Annotated in this window: 13 protein-coding genes and 1 tRNA gene; 12 read left to right on the top strand and 2 right to left on the bottom strand. The window is 61.4% G+C overall.

The annotated features are described in order from the left end of the window. Positions 1 to 85: 85 nt before the first annotated feature. From LGH83_RS14685 to LGH83_RS14630, 12 genes are all read left to right on the top strand, one after another. Positions 86 to 1,468: an O-antigen ligase family protein gene (locus LGH83_RS14685; RefSeq protein ID WP_227399302.1), complete on the top strand. Its 1,383-nt coding sequence runs from the start codon at positions 86 to 88 to the stop codon at positions 1,466 to 1,468. A gap of 71 nt (positions 1,469 to 1,539) precedes the next feature. Continuing rightward, positions 1,540 to 2,772, top strand: a complete 1,233-nt coding sequence (locus LGH83_RS14680) for a hypothetical protein (protein WP_227399301.1) — start codon at positions 1,540 to 1,542, stop codon at positions 2,770 to 2,772. A 492-nt stretch (positions 2,773 to 3,264) separates the two neighbouring features. Then, positions 3,265 to 4,296 (top strand): NAD-dependent epimerase/dehydratase family protein, encoded by a 1,032-nt coding sequence (locus tag LGH83_RS14675; protein ID WP_227399300.1) that lies wholly within the window; start codon positions 3,265 to 3,267, stop codon positions 4,294 to 4,296. A 314-nt stretch (positions 4,297 to 4,610) separates the two neighbouring features. After that, complete coding sequence (locus LGH83_RS14670) at positions 4,611 to 6,053, top strand: sugar transferase (protein ID WP_227399299.1); 1,443 nt, start codon at positions 4,611 to 4,613, stop codon at positions 6,051 to 6,053. A gap of 56 nt (positions 6,054 to 6,109) precedes the next feature. Further along, positions 6,110 to 7,540 (top strand): UDP-glucose dehydrogenase family protein, encoded by a 1,431-nt coding sequence (locus tag LGH83_RS14665; protein WP_227399298.1) that lies wholly within the window; start codon positions 6,110 to 6,112, stop codon positions 7,538 to 7,540. A 29-nt stretch (positions 7,541 to 7,569) separates the two neighbouring features. Then, on the top strand, positions 7,570 to 8,787 hold the full coding sequence (locus tag LGH83_RS14660) for an FAD-dependent oxidoreductase (protein WP_227399297.1): 1,218 nt from the start codon (positions 7,570 to 7,572) through the stop codon (positions 8,785 to 8,787). Between the two features lie 224 nt (positions 8,788 to 9,011). Next, entirely contained in the window at positions 9,012 to 10,037 is a 1,026-nt protein-coding gene (locus LGH83_RS14655) for a bifunctional helix-turn-helix transcriptional regulator/GNAT family N-acetyltransferase (protein ID WP_227399296.1), read from the top strand. Between the two features lie 270 nt (positions 10,038 to 10,307). Next, complete coding sequence (locus LGH83_RS14650; protein ID WP_227399295.1) at positions 10,308 to 11,504, top strand: Tm-1-like ATP-binding domain-containing protein; 1,197 nt, start codon at positions 10,308 to 10,310, stop codon at positions 11,502 to 11,504. Between the two features lie 11 nt (positions 11,505 to 11,515). Continuing rightward, positions 11,516 to 12,367 carry a phosphoenolpyruvate hydrolase family protein gene (locus LGH83_RS14645; RefSeq protein ID WP_227399294.1) on the top strand — a complete coding sequence of 284 codons (852 nt, stop codon included), beginning with the start codon at positions 11,516 to 11,518 and terminating at the stop codon, positions 12,365 to 12,367. Between the two features lie 2 nt (positions 12,368 to 12,369). Further along, complete coding sequence (locus LGH83_RS14640) at positions 12,370 to 12,819, top strand: SRPBCC family protein (RefSeq protein WP_227399293.1); 450 nt, start codon at positions 12,370 to 12,372, stop codon at positions 12,817 to 12,819. A gap of 364 nt (positions 12,820 to 13,183) precedes the next feature. Beyond that, positions 13,184 to 13,441 (top strand): hypothetical protein, encoded by a 258-nt coding sequence (locus LGH83_RS14635; RefSeq protein ID WP_227399292.1) that lies wholly within the window; start codon positions 13,184 to 13,186, stop codon positions 13,439 to 13,441. A 243-nt stretch (positions 13,442 to 13,684) separates the two neighbouring features. After that, the gene (locus LGH83_RS14630) at positions 13,685 to 13,876 is read left to right on the top strand and encodes a hypothetical protein (protein WP_227399291.1); all 192 of its coding nucleotides are present in this window, start codon (positions 13,685 to 13,687) and stop codon (positions 13,874 to 13,876) included. Between the two features lie 963 nt (positions 13,877 to 14,839). Here the strand turns inward: LGH83_RS14630 and LGH83_RS14625 are convergent. Together LGH83_RS14625 and LGH83_RS14620 are read right to left on the bottom strand one after the other, a co-directional pair. Continuing rightward, complete coding sequence (locus LGH83_RS14625) at positions 14,840 to 14,917, bottom strand: hypothetical protein (RefSeq protein ID WP_264479190.1); 78 nt, start codon at positions 14,915 to 14,917, stop codon at positions 14,840 to 14,842. Between the two features lie 95 nt (positions 14,918 to 15,012). Next, positions 15,013 to 15,088, bottom strand: a tRNA-Ala gene (locus tag LGH83_RS14620). Between the last annotated feature and the right edge of the window lie 82 nt (positions 15,089 to 15,170).

Here is a 15,170-nt window from a genome sequence, read left to right as displayed (position 1 = left end):
GCGGCCGGCTGTTCGCAGCCCGTCGTCGCGAGCTCTCGCAATCGGACGTCGCGTTCAGCCGCGCCACCTTGAACCGGGGGACCTTGTGAGCTTTGTCTCGACACTTCCCGCACCCGCTCTCGCCGAGAGACTGCCGTCCAAAGGCCGGTATCACGACATTTATTTCGCCGCGTTGCTGCTGTGCGTCGCTGCCTATGGCCTGACCGGAAAGGGCTTTGCCTATGCCGGCATCGCCCCCTTCTTCCCTGGCGAAATCATGCTGCTGGCCGGATTGGTCACATTCCTGCTGCCGTTCCCATCCTTGGCGGTGTTCATCAGCCCGCCCAGCATCTTGCTGGCGATGCTGATGGTGTTGACGATCGCCCGAACGATTCCGTTCATCGGGATCTACAAGATCGACGCCCTGCGTGACACCGTGATCGTCATGTACGGGATCTTCGGTTTCGTCATCGCCAATCTCATCCTCGAGAAACCCACCCGCATCGATCAGGCGATGCGTTGGGCCGGCACCTTCTTTACGATTTATGGTTTTGCGGCTGCCGTGATCTACGTGTCGCAGAAATATCTGGGGAATGTGATCCCGCATTGGCCAGGGTCGGACACGCCTCTTATCGCCTTGCGCGGCGGTGAGGTCGCGGTTCAGGCTGGGGGCGCGGCGCTCTTCGGGCTGCTTGGCCTCAAACGGTCGACGCTTGCCTGGGTCGTCATGTTGTTTCTCGGTGTCGTGGTTGTGTCGGCGCAGAGCCGGGGCGGCATGCTGGCCGTGGTGGTTCCGCTCCTCCTGGCCGCCGTCCTGACCGGGCGATTCAAGGCTTTGTTCCTCCTCATGCTTGGCGTTCTGCCGATCGTCTTCGTGCTTTACGTCACCAATTTCGAAGTTCCGATGCAGTCGGATCGGCGCACCGTGACGGTGCCGCAATTGGTCGACAATGCGGCCAGTATCTTTGTGACCACCCATTCCAGCGACAAAACTCTCGACGATACCAAAGCTTGGCGTTTGCGGTGGTGGAACAAGGTCATCGACTACACGATTCATGGTCCTTACTTCTGGAAGGGCAAAGGCTTCGGTATCAGCTTGGCCGAAAGCGATGGCTTTCTTGGCACGGGCGGCGTCGGCCCGCCGCTCCGCAGCCCGCATAGCGCGCATATGACCATCCTGGCCCGAACCGGAGTGCCAGGGCTCGCTTTATGGATCGCAACCGGGCTGGCCTGGCTCTGGACGATGGGGCGCAGCATCTACCTGTCGCGTCGCAGAGGCGACGATCTGTGGTCCCGCATGCTGATCTTCGTTTTGTGCGACTGGATCGGCTGCGTCATCAACAGCTCGTTCGACGTTGCCCTCGAAGGACCGATGGTCGGCGTGCTGTTCTGGGTGCTCTTTGGCAGCGGCATCGGTCTATCGCTGGCCTATGAGGCGCTCTGCCGGGAACGAGTGGCCCATCTGAGAGCCGAGGCGAATCCGTGGTGACGACAGCATCCGCTTCGCTCGGCCGCTGGGCTCGACGCGCCCTCCGTCCCCCGGCAATCGCGATCCCTCTGATGGATCAGGGCATTGTCAGCGCCGGGACATTTCTGTTCAACGTCCTCCTGGCCAGAGCGATTCCGCTCGAAAGCTACGGCCATTTCGCCATCGTGATTGGCATACTGGCTCTGATGCAAGCGGGCTGCGGCTCGCTGATCTTCTACCCGCTATCGGTTCGAGGTGCGGCTCAAGATGAGGTCGGGCGCAAGAACTTGATCGTCTCGGTCATCGCTTTGGCGCCGATGATCCTGCTGCCGATGGCGGCAATTTTGAGTTTAGGCTTTGCATGGTTGGTCGACCCGAATCTCTTGCTGCCGACCTTTGCGATGCTGGCGGCGAGCCAGGTTCAGGAATTGATGCGACGTGGCCTGCTGACCGAATTCCGGTATCTCTCGGCCATCCCGGGCGACATTCTCAGTTTCTTCGGGCAAGCGGCGGTTCTCACGCTCGTCTCTCATCGCATCGGGATGACTTTGCCGATCGCATTGTGGATCATGGCCGCAACATCGCTGATCGGTGCTGTGGCCCAGTGGTCGCAACTTTCACTGGGGAGCGCACGCCTGTTGCCGCGCCGTCAGATGATGGCGGATTTCTGGTCGATCGGACATTGGTCTCTCACCACGAACGTCCTCGGCATCGGCAGAACCATGTGTCTTCCATGGCTTCTCGTTGCTCTCTCCGGGCCATCGCTCGCCGGCGCATTTCAGATCGGCATGAATCTCGTCAACGTCGTCAACCCGATCGTGTTTGGCGTCTGTAACGTCGTGCCTCAACTGGCGTCGCGTGCCATGCGTGGAGGCTATCGGGCTGCATGGGGCGCCTCATGGCCCTCGATCGCTGCCGGACTCCCGATCGTCGGCGGCTTCGTTGCGCTGCTGATGATCGCACCAAGTGAAATTCTGGCTCTTGTTTATGGATCACGGGCCGACCCGGCGATGCTGGTCGGGCCAATTCGCATCCTGGCGATCGGCGCGATGTTCTACTACGTCGGAAGTACGGTCTGCGCCTACCTGCATGGCGTTCTCGGTGGTCGGGATGCGCTTATCGCGGATGTCATCGCGACGCTGGCAATGGCCGTCGCCGGACCGGTCCTCGTTGGTCTCTATGGGTTGAAAGGCGCGTGTCTCGCACTTCTCGCGGCCTTCGCGATCCGCTCGAGCGTGCTGATCGTCTACACCGTCATCCGCCTGAGATCGGACAACGTTCAACGCCCGGTCGGCAATCTCGAGCATCGCGAGACGGCTGGCTGATGCTCGACGCTTTTGGCGACGAGATGGTCAGCAGACAGCTTCATATTGACAGATGACGACGTCTATCGCGCGCAAGCGGGAGGGCAGGCGCGACATCGACGATAATCCGCGCGACCGGTGCCACGCGGCACCACCCTGTCATCCATGACGCTTTTTCCGAGCCGGATGACCGCCTGTGCAGTCGCGCCTCTCAATCCCGCGACATCCTTCTTCGTCAATGATGCGGCCGGCGATCCATCAGAGGCGCCAGCCAGAGCGCTCCATCGTCAGCTCTCGTAAACAACATCTGGCGAGGCACCAATCACGGTTCTCTCGAAAGATACGGAATACTTTCATCCAAACCTCCCTTTTAGTTCCAAGACTGAATTGTCGCAGATGAAATTCTGTCATGAAAAGGACTGAACGGAGAAAGAGGGCTACTCCCTCTGAAGGGCTTCAATCACGGCGCGACTCCAGCAAAGTTAGCGAGACGTTAACGAAAGGTTAGCCCCGATGTCGATTGCAAGCTCGAGGAAGAAAATTTTGGTCACAGGCGCGGGTGGGTTTATCGCTCATCACCTGACGACACGCCTGAAGGAAATGGGATGCTGGGTCCGTGCAGCCGACATCAAGCAACCCGAATATGAAGCCACACATGCCGACGAGTTCATGCAGGTCGATCTGCGTGATCGCGTGAATTGCGCGGCGGCGGTCGAGGGGATGGATGAGGTCTACCATCTCGCGGCCGATATGGGCGGAATCGGCTATATCAGCCAATCGCATGCCGAAATTACCCTAAACAACACGCTGATCGACGTTGGCATGGTCGACGCGGCCCATAAGGCGGGCGTCTCTCGGTTCCTCTATTCGTCCTCGGCCTGCGTTTACCCGCAGTTCCTGCAACACGACGCCAATGTCGTCGCTCTGAAGGAAGAAGACGCATTCCCGGCCGCTCCGGAAGAGGGCTATGGTCTCGAGAAGCTCTATACTGAGAAGCTTTGCCAATATTTCACCGAAGATTTCGGCATGGCCACGAGGGTCGTGCGGTTCCACAATGTCTATGGCCCGCTCGGCACCTACGACGGTGGCCGCGAGAAGGCTCCGGCCGCGATCTCCCGCAAGATCGCCAAGGTTCTCGACGGCGACATGATCGACATCTGGGGCGATGGCGAGCAGACGCGCTCGTTCATGTATATCGACGATTGCGTCGAAGGGCTGGTCCGGATCATGAAGTCCGACTATTCGCTGCCGCTCAATCTCGGCACCGATGAGCTCGTCACCATCAACCAGCTCGTCGACATCGTCGCCGAAGCGGCTGGCAAGCGCATCCGCAAGAGCCACGATACAACACGTCCGCAGGGCGTGCGGGGTCGCAATAGCGATAATACGCGACTGCGTGATGTCCTCGGGTGGGAGCCAAAGATCGATTTGAGGACCGGCATCGTGCCGACCTACACATGGATTGCGGAGCAACTCAGCGCGCTCGACAAGGGTTCGGCACAGTCGGCCTACCCTCTCGCGGCCGTCGCGGCCCCTTCGCGCTGATCACGAGGTCATCGGGTTCTTGCGACCCGATGATGCGTCGGTGATCACCGGCCCTGCGCTGGCGTCGTGTTCTCGGCGCAGGGCCGCTTCGCTCGGATCGGAGCCCAACCACGGAGCATCGGTCCCCCGACGACTGTAGCCGAAGAGCGCGGGTTGGCGTCTCCGGACGCCGGGCTCATTCCGAAAAGACGCTGTCTGTTCAGACCGTATCGCTCGCACTGAACCGCTGTCGACACGACCGCAGAATCCGACTTTCGACGACGGACGGCACGCCGCGCGCCCGCATCGACGCATGCCGTGTTTGGAGATTGGTAATGTCGGAAGTCGAAGTGAGGGCCGGGCTTGGGCATTTGGACGCTCGTTCCTACACTGCCGCGAGTCCGAGCCTCCGTCACTTTCCCTCGATCAGTTATCGTCGCCTGACGGTCGTTTCCGTATTGGCTATCGGCGACGGCGTGGCCGCTATCGCGGCCGTCGCGCTCGAAACTGGCCTGTTTCGCCTCTTTGGCCTCGGTAACACAACGCCGGTCGGCATGGCCGCCCTCCTGACCCCGGCGGCTTTTTTGATTTGCTTGAGCCTGCTGCTCGGTCTTTACGAGACGTCGCGCTCCAATCCCGTCGAAATCTTTCGGCTTCGGGTCCTGTCGGCTTTCGTGTTTGCCATCGTCGTCGACCTCACGCTCGGGCGGTCCCTAAGCCTGCTCGCGCAGGTCGCCGGGTGGGCGACGCTCGTGGTGCTGGTGGTGGTGCTCGGTTCGATCGCGAGCGGGTTAGCCCAAATGATCCTGACCCGGTTCGATATTTGGCAGGCCCGTGTCGTCCTGGTGGGAGATACGGGACAGACGCGAACGCTTGCGGCGATGCTCGAGACCGCCCCGGCACTCGGGATGCGTGTTCTGGCGCGCGCGGCGTTCGACGATCCGCGCCTCCGCAACCCCGCCGGCTTCGCGGACCAACCGGCCGAACTTGCTGTGCTTTTATCATCGGGGGATGGTCACCTCGATGCACAGCGGGCCGAAAGCCTGAATTTCGCGTCGGTCATTATCGCCCGCGACGCGGGCGATATGCAGACGCTCTGGTTGAATAGTCGGATGATCGGAAGCGCGATCGGTATCGAGATTCGGCGCTCGCTTCTGGCTCGCAATCTGGTGGTCAAGCGGGCGATGGATCTCCTGATCGGGACGATCATGTTGCTCAGCGCTCTCCCGATCGTCGCGGCGACGGCCGCGGCGGTCTGGTGCGTGGACCGACACAACCCGTTCTACGCACAGGCCCGGATCGGGCTGGGCGGTCGCATCGTGCGGGTCTGGAAGGTCCGCAGCATGTTCAAGGATGCCGAAAGCCGGCTCGAGCAGCATCTCGCCAGCGATCCCGTGGCGCGGGCCGAGTGGGAGCGGAGCTTTAAACTGAGCCGCGATCCCCGAATCCTGCCGGGCCTCGGCCAGTTCATTCGCCGGACCAGCCTCGATGAACTCCCGCAATTGTGGAACATCGTCCGCGGCGACATGAGCCTCGTCGGGCCGCGCCCGTTTCCGGCCTATCATCTTGCGGGCTTCGACGAACCGTTTCGCGCTTTACGCTCGAGCGTCACGCCCGGTCTCACCGGCTATTGGCAGATCACCTGTCGCAGCGACAGCACTCTCGAGATCCAAAAGAACGCCGACACGTTCTACGTGCGCAATTGGTCGATCTGGTTCGATCTCTACATCCTGCTTCACACAATGCCGGCCGTGGTCTTCGGCAAAGGCGCACGCTGACTTCAAGGATCGCGCGTCCGCGGTCTCCCTCTCGCGATACGAATCGGAGCCAAACCATGATGAAAGTCTGTGTCGTCGGGACGGGATATGTCGGGCTGGTGAGCGGCACATGCCTGGCTGAGATCGGGCATGACGTGATCTGCGTCGATTCCGACAGTCGCAAAATCGACCTGCTGCGGGATGGTCGGATCCCGATCTACGAGCCCGGCCTCGAAAATCTTGTCGCGTCCAATGCGGCTGCCCATCGTCTGCATTTTACGACGGATCTCGCGAGCGCTATGGCGTCGCCGTCGCTCGTGCTGATGATCGCGGTCGGAACGCCGACGGGACGGGATGGAGCGACGGCCGAACTCGGCCCGCTGCTCGCGGCGGTCGAATCGGCGGCCAGGAGCCGACGGTCCTCGGGCTTGCGCGGCTTCGTGGCGTTCGTGATCAAGTCGACCGTGCCGGTCGGGACCAACCGCACGATCGAGGCGGTGATCGCGCGTCACCTCTCATCGGACGAATTCGCTGTCGTCTCTAACCCCGAGTTCCTTCGCGAGGGCTCGGCCGTCGGCGACTTCATGGAACCCGATCGCATTGTCGTCGGATCGCGGTCCGCCGAAGCCTTGACGATGATGCGCGATCTGTTCGCGCCCCTGACGCGTCGGGGATCGCGTCTTTTCGAGGTGTCGTCGGTCGAAACGTCCGAGCTGATTAAATATGCCTCGAACATCTTTCTCGCGACGAAGATCGGGCTCATCAACGAATTCTCGCGGCTGTGCGAGCGGAGCGGTGCTGACGTCGAGGAACTGGCGGTCGGAATCGGGCTCGATCAGCGCATCGGTATGGCAGGATTGCGAGCCGGGCCAGGATTCGGCGGCTCATGCTTTCCCAAGGATCTTCGCGCCCTTGTGGGGCTGGCAGCATCCATGGCCATGGCGATGCCGATCGCCGAAGCCGTCATCGCGTCGAACGAACGCCAGAAGCGTTTCACATCCGAAAAGATTATCGCCTTTTTCGGTGGCGACGTCCGCCAGTTGCGGATCGGGGTTCTCGGTCTCAGCTTCAAAGCCGGGACGGACGACACCCGTGAGTCGCCGGCTCTTTCGATGATCGGCGATCTCATCGACGCTGGCGCCGATGTCGCGGTCCACGATCCCTCGGGCAGTCACGATCAATATCGTCATCTGGCGGGGTTGACCTGCGCCGAGAGTGCCGGGCAAGCCGTTGCGGGAGCTGATGCCATCGTGGTGGCGACGGAGTGGCCGGAATTCCGCGCCCTCGACTGGGAAGCGCTGGCGCTGCGGATGAACCGGCCCGTCGTCTTCGACCTCCGAAATTGTCTCGATGGGCCGGCGCTCGCGCGGTTCGGGCTCGAGCATGTCGGCCTCGGACGCCTCGCGGCCCCGTCCGCGGAGGGCGGCGACGACGCGCGTCATGGCGGCCATGTGACCGGCCTGGGCGATCATCCAGGCGTGAGAGAACTCAATAGCGTCGCCGCGTAATTTCGTTGCTCTTACGACAAGGTGCCGACGTGAAGACCGATATCACAATCGTGGGGGGCGGCCTTGCGGGATCGATGGCGGCCGCCCTGCTTGGCCGGGCAGGACGCGATGTGATCGTCGTCGACCCGCACGAGGTTGTCCCGACCGACTTTCGCTGCGAGAAGCTCGAGCATGGTCACATCGACCTGCTCGCCGAGACGGGCCTCGCCGATCACGTTATCGAATCGGCGACCCGCACCGACATGCTCTGGATCGCGCGCTTCGGCCGCCTCGTCGACAAGATGCCGTTCACCCAATATGCCATGGCCTACGAGGGTCTCGTCGGTTCCATGAGGCGGCAAATCCCTGCAACAGTCCCGATCGTGCGATGCTGGGCGACCGGCTTTCAGACCAGCCCCGATCGACAGACGATCCAGCTTTCGAATGGCGACACGATCGAGACGCGGCTCGTGATCCTGGCGACGGGCCTCAATTGGAGCTTACGCGAATCCTTGGGGGTCGAACGCGAGCTCGTCAGCCCCTGCCACTCCATCACGATCGGCTTCGATCTCAAGCGTGTCGATGGCGCCGATTTCGCCTTTCCGGCCCTGCAATATAACCCCGAGGGGATCGGCAACCGCGTTGCCTATATTACGCTGTTCCACATCGGCAGCACGCTGCGGGCCAACCTGTTCCTTTATCAGCCGCTCAAGAGCCCGCTCGTGGCGGCCTTCAGAACCGATCCGGACGCGGCACTCCGACGTCTTCTGCCGGGCCTCGCCCGCCTGATCGGTGAAACGGTCGTCCAGGGTCCGATAAAGGTCCGACCGACGGACCTCTACCGGATGCGACATGTCGAGCAGCCCGGGGTCGTGATGATCGGCGACGCCTTCGCGACGCCTTGCCCCGCGACCGGCACCGGCACGTTGAAGGTGTTCAACGACGTCAGCCAACTCTGCAACCGCTACATCCCTGAATGGCTGGCGTCGCCGGGCATGGTCGTCGATAAGATCGCGGCCTTCTACGCCGATCCGATCAAGACCGCTTCCGACACCGTGGCGATCGAGAAAGCTTTCGCGCTCCGGAGGATTTCGACCGACCCCAGTCTTTATTGGGCCTTGCAGCGCTGGCTCCGCTTCGTGGTTCGCCTCGGGCGATGGACGATGCGGTCGATGACGTCGACGCCGCGTCATGTCGTCGACCGCGTGCCGGTCGGTGCCGAGACGCGTGCCATCGCTCGCCCGGACGGTGCTGCGACGCAGGTTTGACGCCGCACGCTCGAGCCATGCCGCCACGCGGTCTCGACGATTGATCGGGCGCACGATCGGCAAGCTGTCCTTCGGCGAAGCCGCGACGGGCCAGGATATGTGCGACGTCGTCTTACTTGGGCGCTTGCTTGTCAGCACCGGACGACAGCCGTGACACCGAACACGCGTAGACAGACGCCGGTCTGGCCTCTATTCATACCTGGGTATGAATAGAGGCCAGATCCATGACGGATTACATCGCCGAGCACGGCTATCTCTTTCTCGGCAGTCGGTTGAAGCGGCTCGCCGAGCAGATGCAGGAGGATGTCAGTCGCGTGTCGGACCGCGCCGGATTGGCGATCCCGCCCGGCAAATATCCCCTTCTCGCGATTCTGGCCGACCATGGGCCCCAATCGATCGGCGACCTCGCGCACGGCCTCGGTCTGAGCCAGCCAGCGACCACACGAGCGATCGGCAAGCTCGTCACCTCGGCTCTCGTGCAGGTTGATCGATCGCGCGCCGACGGGCGTAGCAGGATCGCGTCGCTCACCGATCTCGGAGCGCGGACGATCGACCGCTCGCGGGCGCTGGTCTGGCCTCAGGTGGAGGCCGCCGTTCGGCAAGTGGTCGCGCCCTTATCGGGCTCGCTGCTGGACCAAATCGACGCGATCGAACGGGCGATGGCGGACCGCTCGCTCGCCGAGCGCGCCGCCTCGCTCGCGGCCGCCGACCTCGTCCCGGCCAAAGACGCCGACGTCGCCGGCATCGTCGCGCTGATGAACCGCGCTTATCGCGGGTCGGGCGCCTCGTCGGGTTGGAACACGGAGGCCGGCTATATTACAGGCAGCCGGATCACGGAGCCGCTCTTGCGCGCCGAAATCGCCGAGAAGCCCGATGCGTCGTTGTTGACGTGGCTTGATCGAAGCGACGGCACGCTGATCGGTTGCGTGTGGCTGGAGCCGCTCGGCGACGGAGCTTGGTATCTCGGCTCCTTGACGGTCGACCCGCAGCGACAGAACGGCGGGTTCGGTCACGTTCTTCTGTCGTCGGCGGAACAATGGGTCCGCGACCACGCTGGAACACGCGTCCGGATGACGGTCGTGAATATCCGGGAGGCGCTGATCGCGTGGTATAGGCGTCGCGGCTATGTTCAGACCGGCGAGACGAATCCGTTTCCCTACGGCGACGATCGCTTCGGCACACCACAGCGCGACGATCTCAGCTTTGTCGTTCTCGAGAAGGACTTGGCATCCTCGCCGCGACCGCGTTGATCCGACGGATCGACGAGCCATCGATCGAGATAGCTCTGTCGGTCGAACCGCTATAAACAAGATAGCGGGAGCGAAACGCATGAGAGGCACCAAATCGACAGATGTCGTCGGTGGTCACAAGCTCGTCGACACCGCGACAGGCGCGCTCTGGTGCGGATGCCTCGTCCGATCGACAAGGATGCGCTCGCACCACATCAAAGCCGCGCTGCCTTGCGCCCCCTCTTGGTCGGGCCCCATGCGAACTGAACCCGGCGTAAAGGGAGTATGACGATGAGGGACGGATGCGTTTACGTCGCTGGAACCTGCGACACCAAGGGCCCTGAACTGCGCTATGTCCGCGACATCATCGCCCAAGAGGGTCTGCGGACCTGCCTCGTCGATCTCTCGACGAGGGAGTCCGGCACCGATGCCGACGTCGCAGCCGCCGAGGTCGCGAGCCATCACCCCGATGGGCCGCAGGCCGTGTTCACGGCGGATCGCGGATCGTCGGTGAACGGCATGACGGTCGCGTTTCAGCATTTCATGATGGCGCGGGACGATGTGGCGGGTCTGATCGGCCTCGGTGGTTCGGGTGGAACGACGCTGGTGACGGCCGCGATGCGCGCCTTGCCGATCGGCACGCCGAAACTGATGGTGTCGACCGTCGCGTCGAGCAATGTCGCGGGTTACGTTGGGCCGAGCGACGTCACCATGATGTATTCGGTGACCGACATCGCTGGACTGAACCGGATCTCTCGCGTCATCCTTGGCAATGCCGCCCACGCGATCGTCGGCATGGCGCGCAATCCCATTCCGCTCGAAACGTCAGACAAGCCGGCGATCGGCTTGACGATGTTCGGGGTCACGACGAGTTGCATCACCCAGGTGGTCGGCCTCCTCGACCGCGACTTCGATTGCCTCGTGTTTCACGCGACCGGGACGGGCGGTCAATCGATGGAGAAGCTCGCGGCGTCGCGACTGGTCAGCGGTCTTCTCGATCTCACCACCACCGAGGTCTGCGATCTCCTGATGGGTGGCGTCTTCCCCTGCACAGAGGAGCGCTTCGACGCCGTCGCGACGAGCAGGCTTCCCTATGTGGGCTCCTGTGGGGCGCTCGACATGGTCAATTTCGGCGCGCGTTCGAGCGTTCCGTCGGCGTTCCGCGACCGCAAATTCTACGAGCACAATGCGTCGGTGACGCTGATGCGGACCACCGGCGAGGAGAATAGGCGGATGGGGCTTTGGATCGGCGAGAAGCTGAACCGCTGCGACGGCCCGGTCCGTTTTCTTCTGCCGGAGGGCGGCGTTTCGGCGCTCGATGCCCCTGGCCTTCCGTTCCATGACCCGGAGGCGGATGCGGCTCTATTCGCGGCGCTCGAGGAAACGGTGCGGCAGACCGACGACCGCCGTTTGATCCGCGTTCCGCACCACATCAACGACGCGGCCTTCGCCGAAGCCGCCGCGTCTCAGTTCCGCGCCATCTTTTAAAAGGCACAGTCATGCCTGCCATCCCGCGACAAGCCCTGCTCCAGCACTTCAACGCCATGGTGCGTGAACGCCGCACGATCGTGGGGGGCGGCGCCGGAACCGGCCTCTCGGCTCGATGCGAGGAGGAAGGCGGCATCGACCTCATCGTGATCTACAATTCCGGCCGCTATCGCATGGCGGGACGTGGATCGCTGGCCGGCATGCTGGCCTATGGCAATGCCAACGAGATCGTGATGGACATGGCCCGCGAGGTCCTGCCTGTGGTGCGCCACACGCCGGTTCTGGCGGGCGTCAACGGCACGGATCCGTTCTGCAATTTCGACTATTTCCTGGACCAGGTGAAAGCCATCGGCTTCTCGGGCATTCAGAACTTCCCGACCGTGGGTCTGATCGATGGGACGTTCCGAGCCAATCTCGAAGAAACCGGCATGAGCTATGGGCTCGAGGTCGACCTTATCCGCCTCGCGCGCAGCAAGGACCTCCTCACCACCCCTTACGTGTTCACGCCGGACGAGGCGACCGCGATGACGGAGGCTGGCGCCGATCTCGTGGTGGCCCATATGGGCCTGACGACGGGCGGCACCATCGGGGCCGCGACGGCCTTCACGCTGGAGGATTGCGTCGCTCGCATCAACGCCATCGCGGAAGCGGCCAGAACGGTACGGTCGGATGTGATCCTTCTCTGTCATGGTGGACCGATCGCGATGCCGGAGGATGCCGCTTTCATTTTGAGCCGCTGCCCCGACTGCCACGGCTTCTACGGAGCCAGCAGTATGGAGCGGCTGCCGACCGAACAGGCGCTCGTCGCGCAGACGCGCGCCTTTAAGGCCATGCGCCGACCACCCGCCCAGGAGGGCCACTGATCATGTCGAAAGCCTATGCAAGCACCATCGTCCCGGCGCCGGCCGACACAGTGTGGGCCATCATCCGCGATTTTGACGGACTGCCGACATGGCACACCGGCATTGCGAAAAGCAGCATCGACGACGGCCTGCCGCCCGATCGCGTCGGGTGTATCCGCACCCTCGTGCTGCAGGACGGCGCGTCGATCCGCGAAAAGCTGCTCGCCTTGTCGGATGTCGATCGCAGCATGAGCTACGACTTTCAGGCCAGCCCATTTCCGGTGCGCGACTATGAAGCCACCCTGCGGGTGCTGCCCGTCACGGATGGCGACGCAAGTTTTGTCGAGTGGTCCGCCACGTTCACGGCAGCCGAGACCGATGAGGCGGCGATGCGGGACACCTTCGCGAAAGGGGTGTTCCAGTCCGGTCTCGATGCGCTCAAGCAGCATGTCGCAAACACGCGGAAAGCCTAGTCGGCGCCGAAGCCGCTCGCCGCGACATCGGTCGAGCGGCGCAAAGCCCTGCTCAATACAAAGGAAAGTTGGTCGAGATAGCGGCTGGTGGATCTGAGCGGAAATAGGACAGGCGTTCAATGCCTTTAAGATACCAATGAAAATCGCGCGTGGACTGCTTTACGGTGCGATTGAGGTCGCTCTCGATCTTTGCTTTTTTTTTTAAAGCACATCTTTGCGCGCAGTCTATACACGAGTGACGTGTACGGTGTGGCATTGGCCGCGGGCGGTGGGTTCATTTACGTTGTTTGAGGTAGTGCGCGCGTCGTTTGCCCGTCGCTAGTTGTTTGACGGGACTGACTATGCCGAAAGCCCAGAGAGGGAAATGAGCGCTCAACCAAAACGGTACGATGAATTATCGGAACCCGGTCAGAGTTTGCCAGATTTAAAAGACGCATTCTCGGAACTGACGAACGACGTGTCTGCGGCGGGGTCGATGCTTCATTCAAAGCTGAACGGCGGTGGTCCGTTTGTCGATCCGCCGTCCTATGTGGAGAAGACAAAGCTTCTTGCGACTTATCTGAACACGATAGCAGCAGGTTTCGCGGTAACCGGTGTGATTGGACCAATCGCATCCTATTGATATGGCACGACGATCCAACCTTCTCGGCCGTGGTGGCAAACTTGCCTTGAGATTGGCACGCTGATCATATCGAGTATCGCTTTGCACCTTCTCGCAAGGATGGTGCTGGAGAGGCTAGACATATGACCCAGGATTGGCTCATCGCTTTTCTCGTCGCTCCTGGGGCGGTCGTATTAGCAGCTGCGGCACTGGTTTACGTCACTGGTCGCCAGGACAAGAAGCAACGCGCTTCAACGATAGCCGATGCGACGGCGCGCCATGCGGCGCACATGTAACTCCTCGCCATTTTGGTTTAGATCGTGGCGGCCCGCCTCGCAGGTGCGCTTCTCGGCATTTCCCAAATACGTCAAGAACGATTGGCGGCTCAATATCATGGGCGCTGCCGGTGCGATCGTGTTCCACTTGCAGTTCACCGTGACCGATGGCGCGGCTTGAGCGACCCTATGCTGCTGACCTGGCGCTTACACACGACTTGAACCGGTCAGAACGAAACACCTATGTGTCTGCTCCTGCTGGTGGAGCTGAGCGGAAGCGCAACAGGCATTTAAACTCATTGATTTCATTAGCAAATTTTTGCGCATAATCAACCAGCGGGACGCTTGATCGTACAACGTTTGTGGTTGACTTTATCCGCTGAAATTTCCTCTACGTCTCAGCGTGGCGCGGCAGCGCTGTCGCCTACTGACATAACCGCCCGCGCGTCTTACCGCGTACATCTTACGTTTTACCGTTTACAGCTTTTTGAACCCGGTTTCAAAAACTGTAAGGCGTTTACGGTACGCGTCTCGCCGCAAGCTGCTTTCAGATGAATCGTTTAGATCGAAGATCAATCTACAGTATATTCTGAACGAAAAGTTTGGGCGCTCCACCAAGTAAAGGCATGTCACTTGCTGTCTTACACGCGGTATTCGACGCGCTGAGGGATGCGTTATTTGAGAGACAGGATCGTCATCAATCTTACAAGTTTTTGAAAACGCACGTTTTTTTATTTTCAAAAATCAAACGTGGCGCGCCAAGCGCTTGCAAGTAACAAGAGTCAAGACGGGACCGTCATCGAGTCGATGCCGTCCACATGATAGATAAATGGATTCGCCTTGGAGCAATACCGCATTATGCGCGTCTGTAGTGCCTTAGAAGGCATACGGTGCCGGCTCGGTAGACTGCCTGACAAGCTTAAAACTCTACCGAGCCGACAATGGCGAGCTACTACCCCCAACTTCGGCCTCACATCGATCTCACTCGGTGTGAGGCCGAAGGAAGCGCTCAATGCGATCTTCACCTGACTAGACCGGCATAGCAACCGGGTTAAGCCCCTTTTCAACCGGCCTTCTAATTGGGCCTATTCGACATCATCGAGTTTCAGTCGATGATGGTTTCCATGCCACAATCGAGGCCGGTCTATCGAGCAATCACGCGCTGCACCTGGACGGCGGACCATGTTCCGCCACGGGCGGTCAGGATGCCCTTGGCGTTGATAGCCGCCGCGATTTGGCGCAGGCTTTTGGTCTCGCCGATCGCCTGGATGACGGGCAGGATGTCTGCGGCGCGCGCGTCGCTAGCTGAAATTAAATTGGTGGAGCTGAGCGGAATCGAACCGCTGGCCTCTGCAGTGCGATTGCAGCGCTCTCCCATCTGAGCTACAGCCCCAACGGCTGCGGTTTTAGGACTGCCCCGAGGGGCTGTCAACGTCGTCGCGATCCAACCGGGTGATCGGTCGCCGGGAGCCGTC

The organism is Lichenihabitans sp. PAMC28606 (assembly GCF_020616535.1).
Lineage (GTDB): Bacteria > Pseudomonadota > Alphaproteobacteria > Rhizobiales > Beijerinckiaceae > Lichenihabitans > Lichenihabitans psoromatis.
Note: the sequence above shows the minus strand (reverse complement) of the source record. Positions and strands in the feature narration are given on the sequence as shown.